Here is a 13490-nt window from a genome sequence, read left to right as displayed (position 1 = left end):
AAATTACGTGAGTGAACCATTATCCTTCGGTAACATTTTTATATGAGTTGACACGGTTGGTTCCGATTCCTTGCGTTCAAAAATTTTTCATCCGTCCCCCCTTTACAGCTTCGCCTAAAAGTGTATAATGTATTAATGTTTCCCCCCAAAATTAATAATATTGCTGACGAGACGTGGCTCAGCTTGGTAGAGCGCTTGCTTCGGGAGCAAGAGGTCGCAGGTTCAAATCCTGTCGTCTCGATTCTTATGGCACCAATATCGCGGTCTTATGGCCGCGATTTTTTATTGCGTTTTTAAGGCTGAAAGATCATTAACCAACCTCATGCACAACCCCTGAACGGTGAAGTTACTAAAATTGACCCCGTCCTCGCTTTCTAAAACAACTCTCAGAAGCTGCCCCGCATTGATCTTCTGCCAAGGAGTTGTAAATGTCGCATTTCTATGATGATTCCTGTAGTCTTCGTGCATCTTCTTCTCATCTTCATTAAAGATGCTCTTAAGAACTTCCGGATGATCCACTTCAAAGCAAGCCACAATCCGATCAAATTTAACCTGAGCGTCGTTTCTAAGTTCCTCAAAGTTCGAAACGGGGATCTTCTTGGCTGAGTAGGTTTGAATAAGGAAATTCTCAACTTCTTGAAGAGAAGACTTCATTGATTTATTTGGGGGGAGTTTGTTCATAGAGATCGACTCCTAAACTCAATTTAAAAAAATGAATGCTCTTCAACGCGGTTCCAAGTATACTAATGTTAAAGGGTAACCCATAGGGAGGGATTACAGTGAATATGTGGGAGAAACAAGAGAAAGAAAAGTTTAAAGAGTATCAACGTAAGCCTTTCATCAATTTTGCGGATTCGATGAATCGTGCTGAAATCGGAGATTGGGACGCTTTAGCAAAAGGCGGCTTTTGGACCACTCTCGTCATCATCGTAGGACTCCTTCTTTTCTTCTCCTTTAGATTCTAACAGCCATCGTACTGACTCTATCAGTCCCATCCTGCTTCGGCCTTCCAATTCTTCAGAAATGCTTCGGCTTTTTGCGGATCGACCTTAAGGAAGGTCCGGTACTCCAGCATTTTGCTTAGAGTGTCCAGCATTTGATCGTACTCTTTCTTTTTGTCCTCAATCTCCTTCATCTTGCTTCGGATCCATTCGATGGTTTGTTCGTTCGTGCTCGTATGGGCATCGTGCTCCTGCAGCACATCCTTCAATTCAGCCAGCGAACAGCCGATAGATTGGAATTTCTTAATCATCCTCAAGCGCTCGATCGCTTCTTCTGAATAATTGCGGTAATTGTTGCTTTCCCGCTGAACATGCCGCTCATCCAGCAACCCTTCCTTTTCATAGAAGCGGATCGTATGAATCGTCAAACCCATTTTGTCGGCGAGTTCCTGAATTTTCATCTACTTTTTCTCCTTTGGCCACTTGCCCTAGAGTTCACTCTATAGTTTATGCTATACCTGTTTCAGCAGTCAAATTGTGAAGGAGGAACTTGAGGATGCATGTTTTTGTTACAGGTGCCACCGGGTATATCGGCTCCGCGGTCGTACGGGAATTGACGGGTGCGGGACATTCTGTGACGGGTCTTTGTCGATCGGAAAAGAAAGCCGCAACACTACAGTCGCTGGGTGCAAAAGCGGTTTATGGAACACTCGAAGATCTCGATACACTGCGCGCTGCCGCGGAGACGGCGGACGGCGTCATTCATCTGGCGTTCACAAATGATTTTTCCGATTTTGAGGGCGCGCTGGCTCTCGATTTACGTGCCGTCGAAGCCATAGGAGCCGCGCTCGAAGGCTCAGGCAAGCCGTTCATTACGACAGCTCACGCCAATGGGCATACCGTCGATCAGGCGGTGCTTGCCATGGCGGATCGAGGAGTTCGATCGTCCGTTGTGACACTTGCACCATCTGTCCACGGTGAAGGCGATGGGGGATTCGTGCCCATGATGATCGATATCGCCCGGGCGAAGGGTTGCTCTGCTTATATCGGCGAAGGCACGAACCGCTGGCCAGCCATTCATCGCCTGGATGCAGCGGTTCTGTACCGTCGGGCGTTGGAATCCGCCCCGGCAGGTTCACGCTTGCTTGGCGCCGGCGACGAAGGCATTCAGCTTCGCGAGATCGCCGCTGTCATCGGACGGCAGTTAAATGTGCCTGTGGTCAGCATCACACCGGAAGAGGCTGAAGCCCATTTCGGTTTTCTGGGTTCCATTGCGCAATACGACATCACAAGTTTGTACAACACAGCGCAAGCAAGCCCAGCGACGCGGGAGCTTCTCGGCTGGAAACCGGTGCAACCCGGGCTGATCGCTGATCTTGAGTCAGGACACTATTTTGCATAAAAATAAGGATGCCCCACTAGCCCTTCACGGCTCTTGGGACATCCCCTTTCTACCTGTTCGTTAGAAAATCGTAGGCATCATACCCACGTTACGATATTTTAAGCTCCGCTTTCGTCTGGAAACGACCCCGCTCCTTAATCGGAAGCGGTAATCCCAGCTTCTGCAGCTCAGCGTATATCCAATCCGCGTGGTACTCATAGACGGTTTCTATTCTGTACTGCTGTTCTGCGTTGCGGGTTCCTGCCTCAACGGAATCGCTTCGTTCAAGATCAGCCTCGACCAGCAACTGTCGATGCTCGGCAAGCAGCTGTTGCAAAATCACCAAATGCTCATAGATGTGGCGATAGGATTCAATTTCTTTGCCAATGTGCTCCATCGATTCACTGAGATCCCGAGTCAGATGGAATTCCTCTTTGCAGAGCTGATAATATTTCTCCAGACAAGCCAGCTCCGCACGAAAGCTCTTCAAATCGACGACTTCCCGGCACGTCGTGATCTGCCCGAATAAATCGGCCATCCGCTTGGCGACAGATTTACGCGCCTTTTCCAAATCCGCCTCATGTTTTGGAGGAAAGACGACCAAATTGACGATCACCGCAACAGCAATCCCAACCAGGGTGTCCGTGATCCGGTTAATCCCATAAAAAATCGGACTTTCCCCCGGCTGAAGATTTAACATAATGGCTAAAAAAACGATACAGCCGATGGATATCGACTTATTCCAATTCAACAGATTGCAGACATAGATTACGACGATGACCCCTAACGCACAATATATGGCGTTCCCAGGTTCAATCATGGCGAAGCCTGCACCCACAATCGCCCCAACAAACGTCCCCATCGTCCGATGTTTCCCGGCCGTAAAGGAGTTGGCAACTGAATTTTCCATGGAAATGATCGTGGCGATCGCAGCGTAAAAAGGATATTCCAGGCGCAATAACGCTGCAACGATCACACACAAACAGATGGCTAGCCCCGTCTTGAGATTGCGTAAACCAATCGTCCATTTCAATCTCATCACTCCCCCCAATCAAACTCCGACCGTATTATAGAGAATGTTTTTGTTTCGCTTCAATTTCATTAAACATCACAAACCAGCTATTTTTGCGATAAATCGTGACATTTTCATGAAAATTTCTTGGAAACGAGGTAAAGCAGCCAGCATAACCCATTCCAATTCAACGGTTGTAATTATTTGGATCCCCGTGTATAGTAAACATGACAAATGGATATCGATCGACACTAGGGGAGCCGCAAGGCTGAGATGAATCGCAAGATTCGGACCCTTTGAACCTGAACGGGTTAAGACCTGCGTAGGGAAGTGGAGCGTAAAGCATGTATGAACCAGAACATAAGTCTATTTAGGCTTATTCCTTCTGTTGCTGAACTAGCCCCCTCCTTGCGGAGGGGGCTTTTTTGCATTGCATATCGAACCTCAGAGGGGTGAACATGACGAGCCAAAAAATCACACTGACCACACCCGAACTGCATCTGATCTCTATCTCTCCCATTCACATATCCGAACTGCTCAGGGTGTCCCTCAGAGCCCTGCCCTACCTGGATTACATCCATGTACGGGATAAGCAGCTCACGGCGAAAGGTCAGCTGGAGGTCATTCAACAGATGCTGGAAGCCGGCATTCCGCTGTCCCAAATTGTCGTGAACGACCGCCTGGACGTCGCCTTGGCTGCTCGGGCCATGAATGTCCACTTAGCCGGCCACAGTCTTCCAGTGGATGCCGCTCGTCCGTTAGCCACTGGGATGCGCTTGGGCAGGTCGGTTCATTCGGCGGAAGAAGCGATGCAAGCCGCCGCAGATGGAGCGGATTATTGCCTGTTCGGTCATGTATACGATACGTTCAGCAAACCTGGACTTCCCGGCAGAGGACTGGCAGCACTCACGGCAACGGCTCAAGCTTGCCCGGTTCCGGTGATCGCCATAGGAGGCATCCGTCCGGACCATGCGGGAGAGGTCATCCGCTGCGGCGCCCAAGGGGTTGCCGTCATGACAAGCCTGTTCCATGCACCAGACCCGGCGGAAGAGGCCCAAGCATATCGCAAGGCAATGCAGGCAGCTTGGCTGGAAAGGAGGTGAACCCCGTGCAGGTTCGTCTGAATGGGAAAGAGACGACGATCAACGAAAGCTGTGTCACACTGGCCGATTTATTAGCAGAGCCCCCATGGAAGGACCGAAAGCTGTTGGTTGAACTAAACGGTACAGTTGTACGAAAGGAAGACTATGACGTGACCCCGTTATCGGATGGGGATCGTATTGAGCTAGTCCATTTTGTTGGGGGAGGTTGATCCTATGCAGGACTTATTCCATATTGGCGGCAAGGCGTTGTCCAGCCGTCTCTTTATCGGTACTGGCAAATATAACCGCAACACCTTAATTCCCGAAGTGATCGAACGTTCGGGAGCAGAAGTCATCACGGTCGCTTTAAGAAGAGTGAATCCCGATTGGGAGGAGGAAAATCTGCTGCATCATATTCCTCCACATATGACGCTGCTGCCGAACACTTCCGGTGCCCGCAACGCAGAAGAAGCAATCCGCATCGCAAGGCTGGCCAGAGCGGCGGATATGGGCAATTGGATTAAACTGGAGGTCATTCAGGATCAACGTTATCTGCTGCCAGACAACGTGGAAACCATTAAAGCAACCGAGGTACTGGCCGCAGAAGGCTTCGTAGTCCTTCCTTATATGAGCCCGGATCTATCGGCCGCGCTCCGGTTAAGGGATGCTGGAGCCGCTGCCGTCATGCCGCTCGGTTCACCGATTGGCAGCAACCGCGGCCTGCGGACGAAGGAATTGATTCAGATCCTGATCGAGGAATCAGGCCTGCCGGTGATCGTAGACGCCGGGATCGGCAAGCCGTCAGAGGCAGCGGAAGCGATGGAAATGGGCGCAGCGGCTGTCCTCTTAAATACGGCGATTGCAACCGCCCGCGATCCGCTGGGCATGGCTGAAGCGTTCCGCGCAGCCGTTATAGCCGGCAGATTAGCCCATCTGGCCGGGCTGGGACCGGTGGAGCAAAACGCGGTAGCCTCTTCCCCGCTAACCGGATTTCTGGATGAAGTGGAGGCCTAAGGGATGAGCTTCTATGACAAAATCCAATCCTGGGAAGGCTTCCCCTTTCCACAGCGGCTTCAAGGTTACAGCGATGCAGATGTAAGGCGGGCGCTTAGCAAGCCTAAGCTTGATGCGGAGGATCTGCTAGCCTTGCTGTCACCAGCGGCTGATCGACATTTGGAGGAGATGGCCCAACGGGCTCAGCAGATCACCCAAAGCCAGTTCGGGAACGTAATCCAATTGTTTACCCCGATGTATGTGTCCGATTATTGTGTGAACCACTGTGAGTATTGCAGCTTTAGTTCGATCTATGATTTTCCGCGAAAAAAATTAGACATGCAAGAGGTCGAACGGGAAGCTGAAGCGATTGCGGCAACCGGGATCCGTCATATCCTGCTGTTAACCGGTGAATCCCGCAAAGATTCCCCGGTCGAATACTTAAGAGACTGCGTGAAGGTGCTGCGCAATTATTTTTCATCCATCGGCATTGAGGTGAACCCGCTGTCTGTCTCCGAATATCAGGAGCTAGCTGCGGCAGGCGTAGACAGCCTGACGGTATTCCAAGAGGTCTACCACCGGGAAACCTATGCCAAGCTCCATATCAAAGGCCCCAAGCGCAATTATCGAAATCGGCTGGATGCCCCGGAACGCGGATGTGCTGCAGGTTACCGGGCCGTGAATATCGGGGCATTACTTGGCTTGTACGATTGGAGACAGGAAGCCTTCTTTGCCGCCATGCACGCGGATTATTTGCAAACCAAGTATCCAGGTTGTGAGATCAGCTTATCGATTCCGCGCTTCCGCCCTTTTCTCGGAGATTACGAACCGGATGCCCAGGTGACCGATCGGGCTTTGGTACAGGTGATGCTCGTCTACCGTCTCTTTCTGCCGCGGGCCGGGATCACCTTATCCAGCCGGGAGCCTGCCCGGTTACGTGACAGACTGGTTCACCTTGGGGTGACCAAGATGTCAGCTGGTGTATCCACGGCCGTTGGGGGCCACTCCCAAGGGGGCGGCACCCCGCAATTTGAAATTTCCGATGAGCGCAGCGTGGCTGAGATTCGGGAAATGCTCTATCATAACGGGCTGCAGCCCGTGTTTAAAGACTGGGATATCTTAGTCCCCATTGAAGGCTAAGGTGAACATCAATCGAGCCGGACCCTCCCTAATATCCAGGGAAATGTCCGGCTCATCTACTTATCCTATCAATGGAATAATGAAACGATCCATTCTGTCAGCGGTTTCCACATCTTTGGGTATTCCTGGTTGATCAAAGCCCTCACCTGTTCGGCCTGAACGTGGGTCAATTCGCCGTCTGGGATCGCCATTGAATAAGTTCCGCGTACAGCATCACCAATGGCGATGTGCCCGCTGGCATAACCTCCGACGGCAATCCTCGATGCGATCGCTAGGCCGCCAAAGGAATACACGCCCACGGCGAATCCGCCAAAAGCCAACACACCAACAGCGGCCCCTCCAGCTGCGATGAAACCGGCCGCAAAGCCGCCCAACGCTAGAATCAAGGCTAAGGCAATCGCAGCCAGACTTATCACCCCCGCCGCCAACACACCCAGACTTAAACCGCCAAGCGCAATGAGCCCCAGGGAGACAGCGCCGATGGAAATATTGCCGATCGCGATGATCCCTTTGGCGACGTACATCCCGCGCCCCACATTGATGTGCAGGAGCGGTACGCCAAACCAGGTTCTTTCACTTTTATATTCATAGTGATATCGATAGCGGAACATCGCCGATCCATTTGATTCCGGAGAAAGCTCCCTTTTTTCCGTTGGCACTCCCCGGACCAAATGATCCATGCTAACCTCAAACAATTCGCATAATGCGATCAGTTTATCCGTTTCCGGGTATGACTGACCCGACTCCCACTTCGAAACCGCTTGGCGTGATACGCCGATCGCTTCCGCCAGTTTTTCCTGGGACATTCCTTTTTGTCTCCGATAGTTCTGCAGCTTATCTGCAAAATCCATATTCTTCATCACCCCGCCTCCATCATAGCTGCTCCTCCGTCACCGATCGACCAAGCGAAGTTGGCAATCTGTCAACTACAGGTTGCGAATCGCTAAATACCAGCTTTATTGCTCGGGAAATAGTCGATTTTCCTAAGTATAAACGAGCCGGGAAATCGGTTCCGTGATATTTTCAGCAGCTATGGAGAACAGGAAGTTAACGGAGAGGTAACCGTCGGAACGCCAATAAAATAAGCAGCAGCATCCCGATATACCCAAACATGGGATACAGGTAGGTTAAAAGGGAAGAAAAACCAGCCTGGCTGATCACAAAGCAAGCAAGCAGGATCATCACCATGGTCATGTTTTCAGGCACCTTATAGAGGCTATGCAGCTGTCTTGTGACGCCAAAGACATTGCCGATCAGGGTCGTAAATATTTCGCCATAGAGCACTAACAGAAACAGCACATGCAGAAACGGGCCGAGGTCCTGTACAATTTCCGCCATCGGAATATCGTAACCTAGCATTTCTGGCATTCGGGAGTTCAATGCGAAATGGTAGATCAGCAGCATAGAGCCAAGCCCGATACCGCCCCAGAAGCCTCCCCATTTTAAGGTACTCTCCTCTTGAATCTCACTCCCCAACGGAATTAACACAGCCTGGATAAATGCAAAATTAAGCGCAGCATACACAAATGGGCTCAGTACCCACTTGTAACTTTGCAATTGTTGCAGCTGAAAGCCGTTGATCCCAAACAGTCCTTCCGGCTCAATCGCGCGAAACGCGATCAAGCTCGTAAATAGAAGAATCATCGGCACGACCAGCACATTCACCACGACGATACCGTTCATCCCCCGTGTCATCACCAGATAGCTCAGGACGATACTCACGATGATTCCGAGCTGATAAGGCAGCTGAAGCTGCTCAGCAAAGATTGACCCGGTGCCGGACAACATGACGGCGGTAACCCCCAGCAGGATCAGCAGGGTCAGGAAGTTGGCAACCTTGCCGAACAAGGAGCCAAACAAATGATCATTAAACTCTTGGTACGAAAATGCCTGGATTCGATGGGCATAGATCATCATTTTTGTCCCTAACCACATGAACAGCAGCGTCGAAACAATAATCCCGGCAGCGCCAACCGAACCATATAGGGTAAAAAATTGCATAATCGATTGTCCCGAAGCAAAACCGGCGCCAACCACCGTACCGATGTAAGTTACGGCAATTTGAAATATTTTGACCCATCGATGCTTCATATTGCCACCATCATTTCCATTTTTTGAATTGTTCCAATTTCATCCTATGTCCAAGCTCCTCCATCTATTCTTCTAAGAAAAAAAGAGGAATCTTCCGCCATCATGCAGTACATTTAGGAGGGAAGGTAATTTTAATGACACGGAGGGATCTAAGTGAAATCGTTCTATCAAAATTGGAAATTGGATCCCGAGCTTCCGATGGACATTTACCAAAGCAAGAATATTACGTTTTATCCCCATTTCCATGCTGAAATCGAGTTTATTTATGTCCGCTCCGGCGCCATTCGAATTGGGGTGAATGAAGAGATCCGCTTGCTTCGGCAAGGCGACATGGTCATCTGCGGCAGCAACGATATCCACTATTTTGACAGCCGGGAGTTGGAGTCGGAAATCATTATTCTGATCTGTAAACCGGAGTGGATTACGATGACCAAAAGCTGGCCGTCCGACTTCCGCTTCACCTCCCCCTATATTCCAGCAGGTACTCCAGGGCTTGAAACCGTAAAAACGATCTTAGACGAGCTGATCCAGGAAAAAGACGAAAAGAAACCCGGCTACCCCTTGCTGCTGAAAGCTGGAATCTTAAAGCTGTGCGGCAGCCTGCAAAGAGCGTTGGACACGCTGCCCATGGACCGCACCACGAAGGAGAAGTATGAGTCCCGCCGGGCTCGGATGCAGCAAATTTTGTCCTATATCGAGGACCATTACCGGGAGGAATTAAATGTGGAGGTGATGGCGAAGCGTTTTTCCATGGAGCCCTCCCATTTCAGCCGTTCCTTCAAAGCTGCCATCGGCATGAATTTTAAAACTTACCTCAACACAGTTCGCGTCCTCAGCGCGGAGCATCAGCTGTTGACCAGCGAACTCAGCATTATGGAAATCGCTCTTGAGTGCGGCTTCAGCAGCATTCGCACGTTTAACCGCGTGTTTAAGGAGCTGCGGGGCTATGTCCCATCCAGCCTGCGTCCCTCACGATAGTCGAACGGCAATGCAGGGAATGGGAAAACGCATATTTTGTCCAGATATACGCATAAACTGGCGAGAGATTGCAAGGAAATCTAATTATAATGGGTTTGAAAAAGTTAAATTATAAAAACTTTGACTATACCCGCGAAACGGAGGAATTCGATGAACCCGCTGCGAGTTGGAATGATCGGTTATAAGTTTATGGGCAAAGCCCACAGCAACGCCTACCGGGCGCTGCCGATGTTTTTCCCTGACGCCTTAAAGCCGGAGATGGCTGTATTATGCGGCCGGAACGAAAAAGCGGTGCAAGAGGCAGCAAATCAGCTGGGATGGCGCGAAACGACGACGGATTGGCGAGAGCTAGTCGCCAGAGACGATATCGACCTGATCGACATCAATGCCCCCAGCGACGCCCATAAGGAAATCGCGTTGGCGGCAGCGAAGGCAGGTAAGCATATTTTTTGCGAGAAACCGTTAGCGCTTACATTGCAGGATGCCCGGGAGATGCTGGCTGCGGCTGAAGCCGCAGGCGTCGCCCATATGGTCGGCTTCAACTACCGTTTCTCGCCGGCCGTCCGGTTAGCGAAGGAGCTGGTACAGAGCGGCCGACTCGGACGGATCTACCATTTCCGGGCCTGGTTCCTGCAGGATTGGGTCATGGATCCGTCCTTCCCGCTGGTTTGGCGGCTGCAGAAGGATATTGCTGGATCAGGGTCCCATGGCGATTTAGGGGCGCATCTGATCGATCTCGCTCACTATCTGGTTGGGGACATCCAGGAAGTGATTGGCATGAGCGAGACGTTTATTAAGGAACGGCCGCTCGCGGAGAATATGACCGGTCTTAGCGCCAAGAGCAGCGCCGATGCGCCGAAGGGACCAGTCACGGTCGATGACGCTACGCTGTTCCTGGCCCGCTTCACTAACGGTGCATTAGGCAGCTTTGAGGCCACGCGGTTTGCCGCGGGTCATCGTTCGACGAATGCGTTTGAAATCAACGGCAGCTTGGGCAGCGTAAGATTCGACTTCGAGCGGATGAATGAGCTTGAGGTATACTTCACCTCCGACGATGCTGATGTCCAAGGCTTCCGGCGTGTGCTCGCTACCGATCCGGTTCACGCTTATGCCGAAGCTTGGTGGCCGCCAGGGCACACGATCGGGTTCGAACATACGTTTACGCACGAGGTGCTGGAGCTGACTTCGGCCATTCGGGAAGGCCGTCAGCCGGTGCCAAGCTTCCGTGAAGGCGTGCAATGCCAGGCTGTGCTGGAAGCGGTAGAACGCTCGATTGAAGATCGGCGCTGGGTCGCGATTTCTGAAATGTGATGGACACGTTACTCTAACGGACCACAGGGAGCTTATTTGCCGATTTCCCGGCAATTTCCCGCTGTAACGGACTCCAATGACCTTACCGGCCGATTGCGGCGAACACGGGGCTGATTTTTTTCGAAATAAGGTCTCCTCGGTCCGTTAGAAATCCCGGAGGTGCATGTGTAAGTTGATAACGCCTTTGGTGTCCGTTAGCTTAGATCCAACAACTAATCACGAGAGAAGGAATTAAGAAATGAAAAAAGCTTTAATCGTTTGGGGCGGCTGGGACGGACATGAGCCGGAGCAGGTTGCCAGCATCTTTGCCGGCGCTTTGCGGGAGCACGCCTTTGAGGTGGAGGTCTCCGATACGCTGGAGGCTTTTGCCGATGCGGAGAAGCTCCTCGGTCTTGATCTGATTGTCCCGGTATGGACGATGGGAACAATTGAACAAAAGTTCGTCAATAACGTATCCGCGGCGGTACAAGCCGGAACCGGATTAGCTGGCTGCCATGGTGGAATGTGTGATTCGTTCCGAAACAATGTCGACTGGCAATTTATGACCGGCGGACAATGGGTAGCCCACCCGGGGAATGACGGAGTCGAGTACAAGGTGGAGATTATCGCCAATTCCAGCCCGCTGGTGGAGGGAATCGAAGACTTTTATGTGAAAACGGAGCAATATTACCTGCATGTCGATCCTGCCGTTGAAGTGCTCGCCACGACGCGCTTCCCGGTCGTTGACGGACCCCATCGTCTGAACAAGCCGGTGGATATGCCAGTGGTCTGGACTAAGCGCTGGGGAGTTGGACGCGTGTACTATAACTCGCTGGGACATCATGCTGACATCGTCGACCTGCCTCCAGTGAAGGAAATGATGACCCGCGGGATGCTGTGGGCGGCAGAAGGCAAACGCCTTGCAGTCGAGTCTCTTGGTGAAAATGCACGGATTGACAGCAATTACACGGGCATGGGGGACAGCCAATAATGGACAAAATCAAAGTAGGGATTATCGGCTGCGGCAAAATCAGCGGCATCTACATGGAGAATTGTGCAAAGTTCGAAGCGCTTGATCTCGTCGCCTGCGCCGACCTCGACTTGAACCGGGCGCAGGAGCAGGCCAAGCAATATAACGTCCCCTTTGCTTGCACGGTTGACGAGCTGCTGCAGGATCCTGACATCCAGATCGTCATTAACTTAACAATTCCGGCAGCCCATGCCGAGGTTTGCCTAAAGGTGCTGGAAGCCGGTAAACATGTATACGTGGAGAAGCCGCTGGCTGTCACCCGCGAGGAAGGCTTGGCCGTTCTCGCCGCGGCCCGCGAGCGTGGACTGATGGTCGGCAGCGCGCCGGAAACGTTCTTTGGCGCCGGCATCCAAACAGCCCTGAAGCTCATCCAGGACGGGGCGATTGGCCGGCCGGTCTCAGCGGCGGCATTTATGATGAGCCGCGGCCATGAGTTCTGGCATCCGGATCCGGAATTTTATTATGCCAAAGGCGGCGGCCCGATGTTTGATATGGGCCCCTACTATTTGACCGCACTTATTCAACTGCTGGGGCCGATTAAGCGGATCGCCGGCATGACCGGCAAAGCGCTGGAACAGCGTACCATCACCAGCGAGAAAAAGTATGGGCAAAAGATCCCGGTCGAAGTCCCGACCCATGTCACCGGCACGCTGGAGTTTGCGCAAGGCGCGATCGCTACGCTCACGACCAGCTTTGACATCTTTGGCGGCAGTACACTTCCGCCAATCGAAATTCACGGGACAGAAGGCACCCTACTTGTGCCGGATCCTAACACTTTTGGCGGCCCGGTGAAGTTCCGCAGGATCGGCGAAGAAGCCTGGACCGAAGTGCCTTTACTCCCGGGCTACGCCGAGAACAGCCGCGGCATCGGCCCAGCGGATATGGCCAGCGCTTTACTGCACGGGCGGCCGCACCGCGCCACCGGCGAGCTTGCCTATCATGTGCTGGAGGCCATGTGGGGCTTCCATGATGCTTCCGATACGGGCACCTTCTATCAAATGCAAAGCACCTGCACTCCGCCGGCAGCGTTGCCTCTGAATCTGAAGCCGTATCATCTCGACGAATAGCGAAGAACCCCCGACTTCATACAAGTTCGGGGGTTCTTTTTTTACGAATAGTCCAAACTCTGCCCCCCATATAGTTGAACAGCAAGGATGGAGAGGAATGGGGAGAACGATGATGGAGCGGAAACAACGTCCATTTATTTTTGTGTCGATTCGGGCATCAACGATTCGGAATTTCATTATCCTGGATTTGATCACCGGAACGGGGCTGTACTACCTGATCAAAGTGGCAACTGCCAGCGTGCTGCTCGGCTCGATGGGAAGTGCTGTCGGAACGGAGGTGATGAAGCGAATTCGTGTGATAAGGTTGTTTCACAAAAATCGCAGCATCTTGCCTGTAAGAAAAAAATCAATCGACGTACATTCTAAGTCGACAGACCGCGTTTAGCGGATGTTTTTCTTGCGATATCAGGATGCCAATCCCCGGAGTTTGTACTTTCTGGCGTGTAATATAATCAAAATATAAAGAGGAAATCCCCAGCGACTAT

At 51.8% G+C, this 13490-nt stretch carries 16 protein-coding genes, 1 tRNA gene and 1 riboswitch; of the genes, 12 read left to right on the top strand and 5 right to left on the bottom strand.

Annotated features, from left to right (window positions below; translation table 11 throughout):
* Positions 1 to 167 precede the first annotated feature (167 nt).
* Positions 168 to 241, top strand: a tRNA-Pro gene (locus RW092_RS23580).
* Between the two features lie 41 nt (positions 242 to 282).
* Here RW092_RS23580 and RW092_RS23575 read toward each other — a convergent pair.
* The gene (locus RW092_RS23575; protein ID WP_316011438.1) at positions 283 to 681 is read right to left on the bottom strand and encodes a hypothetical protein; all 399 of its coding nucleotides are present in this window, start codon (positions 679 to 681) and stop codon (positions 283 to 285) included.
* A gap of 98 nt (positions 682 to 779) precedes the next feature.
* Here RW092_RS23575 and RW092_RS23570 point away from each other — a divergent pair, with 98 nt between their 5' ends.
* Complete coding sequence (locus tag RW092_RS23570; protein ID WP_009224153.1) at positions 780 to 965, top strand: hypothetical protein; 186 nt, start codon at positions 780 to 782, stop codon at positions 963 to 965.
* A 20-nt stretch (positions 966 to 985) separates the two neighbouring features.
* On the opposite strand, the gene RW092_RS23565 is transcribed toward RW092_RS23570, so the two are convergent.
* Positions 986 to 1402 carry a MerR family transcriptional regulator gene (locus RW092_RS23565; protein ID WP_316011437.1) on the bottom strand — a complete coding sequence of 139 codons (417 nt, stop codon included), beginning with the start codon at positions 1400 to 1402 and terminating at the stop codon, positions 986 to 988.
* Between the two features lie 95 nt (positions 1403 to 1497).
* On the opposite strand from RW092_RS23565, the gene RW092_RS23560 reads away from it, so the two are divergent.
* Complete coding sequence (locus RW092_RS23560) at positions 1498 to 2343, top strand: SDR family oxidoreductase (RefSeq protein ID WP_316011436.1); 846 nt, start codon at positions 1498 to 1500, stop codon at positions 2341 to 2343.
* An 88-nt stretch (positions 2344 to 2431) separates the two neighbouring features.
* On the opposite strand, the gene RW092_RS23555 is transcribed toward RW092_RS23560, so the two are convergent.
* On the bottom strand, positions 2432 to 3361 hold the full coding sequence (locus RW092_RS23555) for an FUSC family protein (protein ID WP_316011435.1): 930 nt from the start codon (positions 3359 to 3361) through the stop codon (positions 2432 to 2434).
* Between the two features lie 216 nt (positions 3362 to 3577).
* A riboswitch (TPP riboswitch) is annotated at positions 3578 to 3680 on the top strand.
* A 112-nt stretch (positions 3681 to 3792) separates the two neighbouring features.
* Between RW092_RS23555 and RW092_RS23550 the strand changes: the two genes are divergently transcribed.
* Genes RW092_RS23550 through thiH form a run of 4 tightly spaced genes read left to right on the top strand, consistent with a single transcriptional unit; the run spans position 3793 to position 6549 of the window.
* The gene (locus tag RW092_RS23550; RefSeq protein ID WP_085278010.1) at positions 3793 to 4437 is read left to right on the top strand and encodes a thiamine phosphate synthase; all 645 of its coding nucleotides are present in this window, start codon (positions 3793 to 3795) and stop codon (positions 4435 to 4437) included.
* Between the two features lie 5 nt (positions 4438 to 4442).
* The gene (gene thiS, locus RW092_RS23545) at positions 4443 to 4646 is read left to right on the top strand and encodes a sulfur carrier protein ThiS (protein ID WP_016311405.1); all 204 of its coding nucleotides are present in this window, start codon (positions 4443 to 4445) and stop codon (positions 4644 to 4646) included.
* A gap of 4 nt (positions 4647 to 4650) precedes the next feature.
* Entirely contained in the window at positions 4651 to 5430 is a 780-nt protein-coding gene (locus RW092_RS23540) for a thiazole synthase (RefSeq protein WP_016311404.1), read from the top strand.
* A gap of 3 nt (positions 5431 to 5433) precedes the next feature.
* On the top strand, positions 5434 to 6549 hold the full coding sequence (gene thiH, locus RW092_RS23535) for a 2-iminoacetate synthase ThiH (protein WP_316011434.1): 1116 nt from the start codon (positions 5434 to 5436) through the stop codon (positions 6547 to 6549).
* Positions 6550 to 6617: 68 nt separating this feature from the next.
* Here thiH and RW092_RS23530 read toward each other — a convergent pair whose 3' ends face one another.
* Entirely contained in the window at positions 6618 to 7409 is a 792-nt protein-coding gene (locus RW092_RS23530; RefSeq protein WP_198032046.1) for a helix-turn-helix domain-containing protein, read from the bottom strand.
* 187 nt (positions 7410 to 7596) lie between these two features.
* The gene (locus tag RW092_RS23525; RefSeq protein WP_085278012.1) at positions 7597 to 8640 is read right to left on the bottom strand and encodes a YkvI family membrane protein; all 1044 of its coding nucleotides are present in this window, start codon (positions 8638 to 8640) and stop codon (positions 7597 to 7599) included.
* Between the two features lie 153 nt (positions 8641 to 8793).
* On the opposite strand from RW092_RS23525, the gene RW092_RS23520 reads away from it, so the two are divergent.
* The 5 genes from RW092_RS23520 (at position 8794) to RW092_RS23500 (ending at position 13390) form a co-directional block, all read left to right on the top strand.
* Positions 8794 to 9618, top strand: a complete 825-nt coding sequence (locus RW092_RS23520; protein ID WP_028539712.1) for an AraC family transcriptional regulator — start codon at positions 8794 to 8796, stop codon at positions 9616 to 9618.
* Positions 9619 to 9768: 150 nt separating this feature from the next.
* Positions 9769 to 10929 (top strand): Gfo/Idh/MocA family protein, encoded by a 1161-nt coding sequence (locus RW092_RS23515; protein ID WP_127575703.1) that lies wholly within the window; start codon positions 9769 to 9771, stop codon positions 10927 to 10929.
* A gap of 238 nt (positions 10930 to 11167) precedes the next feature.
* Entirely contained in the window at positions 11168 to 11899 is a 732-nt protein-coding gene (locus tag RW092_RS23510; RefSeq protein WP_016311397.1) for a ThuA domain-containing protein, read from the top strand.
* Positions 11899 to 13005, top strand: a complete 1107-nt coding sequence (locus RW092_RS23505) for a Gfo/Idh/MocA family protein (protein ID WP_028537447.1) — start codon at positions 11899 to 11901, stop codon at positions 13003 to 13005. The genes RW092_RS23510 and RW092_RS23505 overlap by 1 nt, the downstream gene beginning before the upstream one ends.
* A gap of 97 nt (positions 13006 to 13102) precedes the next feature.
* Positions 13103 to 13390 (top strand): hypothetical protein, encoded by a 288-nt coding sequence (locus tag RW092_RS23500; RefSeq protein WP_316011433.1) that lies wholly within the window; start codon positions 13103 to 13105, stop codon positions 13388 to 13390.
* Positions 13391 to 13490 lie beyond the last annotated feature (100 nt).

It is taken from the genome of Paenibacillus sp. 3LSP, from assembly GCF_032465655.1.
In the GTDB taxonomy this organism is placed as follows: Bacteria; Bacillota; Bacilli; order Paenibacillales; family Paenibacillaceae; genus Fontibacillus; species Fontibacillus barengoltzii.
This window is presented reverse-complemented; position numbering and strand designations above follow the sequence as displayed.

What these genes read in the sequence shown, in the direction of transcription:
- RW092_RS23575 (WP_316011438.1), bottom strand. Translation starts at nt 681, where the DNA reads ATGAACAAACTCCCCCCAAATAAATCAATGAAGTCTTCTCTTCAAGAA.
- RW092_RS23565 (WP_316011437.1), bottom strand. Translation starts at nt 1,402, where the DNA reads ATGAAAATTCAGGAACTCGCCGACAAAATGGGTTTGACGATTCATACG.
- RW092_RS23560 (WP_316011436.1), top strand. Translation starts at nt 1,498, where the DNA reads ATGCATGTTTTTGTTACAGGTGCCACCGGGTATATCGGCTCCGCGGTC.
- RW092_RS23555 (WP_316011435.1), bottom strand. Translation starts at nt 3,361, where the DNA reads ATGAGATTGAAATGGACGATTGGTTTACGCAATCTCAAGACGGGGCTA.
- RW092_RS23550 (WP_085278010.1), top strand. Translation starts at nt 3,793, where the DNA reads ATGACGAGCCAAAAAATCACACTGACCACACCCGAACTGCATCTGATC.
- RW092_RS23540 (WP_016311404.1), top strand. Translation starts at nt 4,651, where the DNA reads ATGCAGGACTTATTCCATATTGGCGGCAAGGCGTTGTCCAGCCGTCTC.
- thiH (WP_316011434.1), top strand. Translation starts at nt 5,434, where the DNA reads ATGAGCTTCTATGACAAAATCCAATCCTGGGAAGGCTTCCCCTTTCCA.
- RW092_RS23530 (WP_198032046.1), bottom strand. Translation starts at nt 7,409, where the DNA reads ATGAAGAATATGGATTTTGCAGATAAGCTGCAGAACTATCGGAGACAA.
- RW092_RS23525 (WP_085278012.1), bottom strand. Translation starts at nt 8,640, where the DNA reads ATGAAGCATCGATGGGTCAAAATATTTCAAATTGCCGTAACTTACATC.
- RW092_RS23515 (WP_127575703.1), top strand. Translation starts at nt 9,769, where the DNA reads ATGAACCCGCTGCGAGTTGGAATGATCGGTTATAAGTTTATGGGCAAA.
- RW092_RS23510 (WP_016311397.1), top strand. Translation starts at nt 11,168, where the DNA reads ATGAAAAAAGCTTTAATCGTTTGGGGCGGCTGGGACGGACATGAGCCG.
- RW092_RS23505 (WP_028537447.1), top strand. Translation starts at nt 11,899, where the DNA reads ATGGACAAAATCAAAGTAGGGATTATCGGCTGCGGCAAAATCAGCGGC.
- RW092_RS23500 (WP_316011433.1), top strand. Translation starts at nt 13,103, where the DNA reads ATGGGGAGAACGATGATGGAGCGGAAACAACGTCCATTTATTTTTGTG.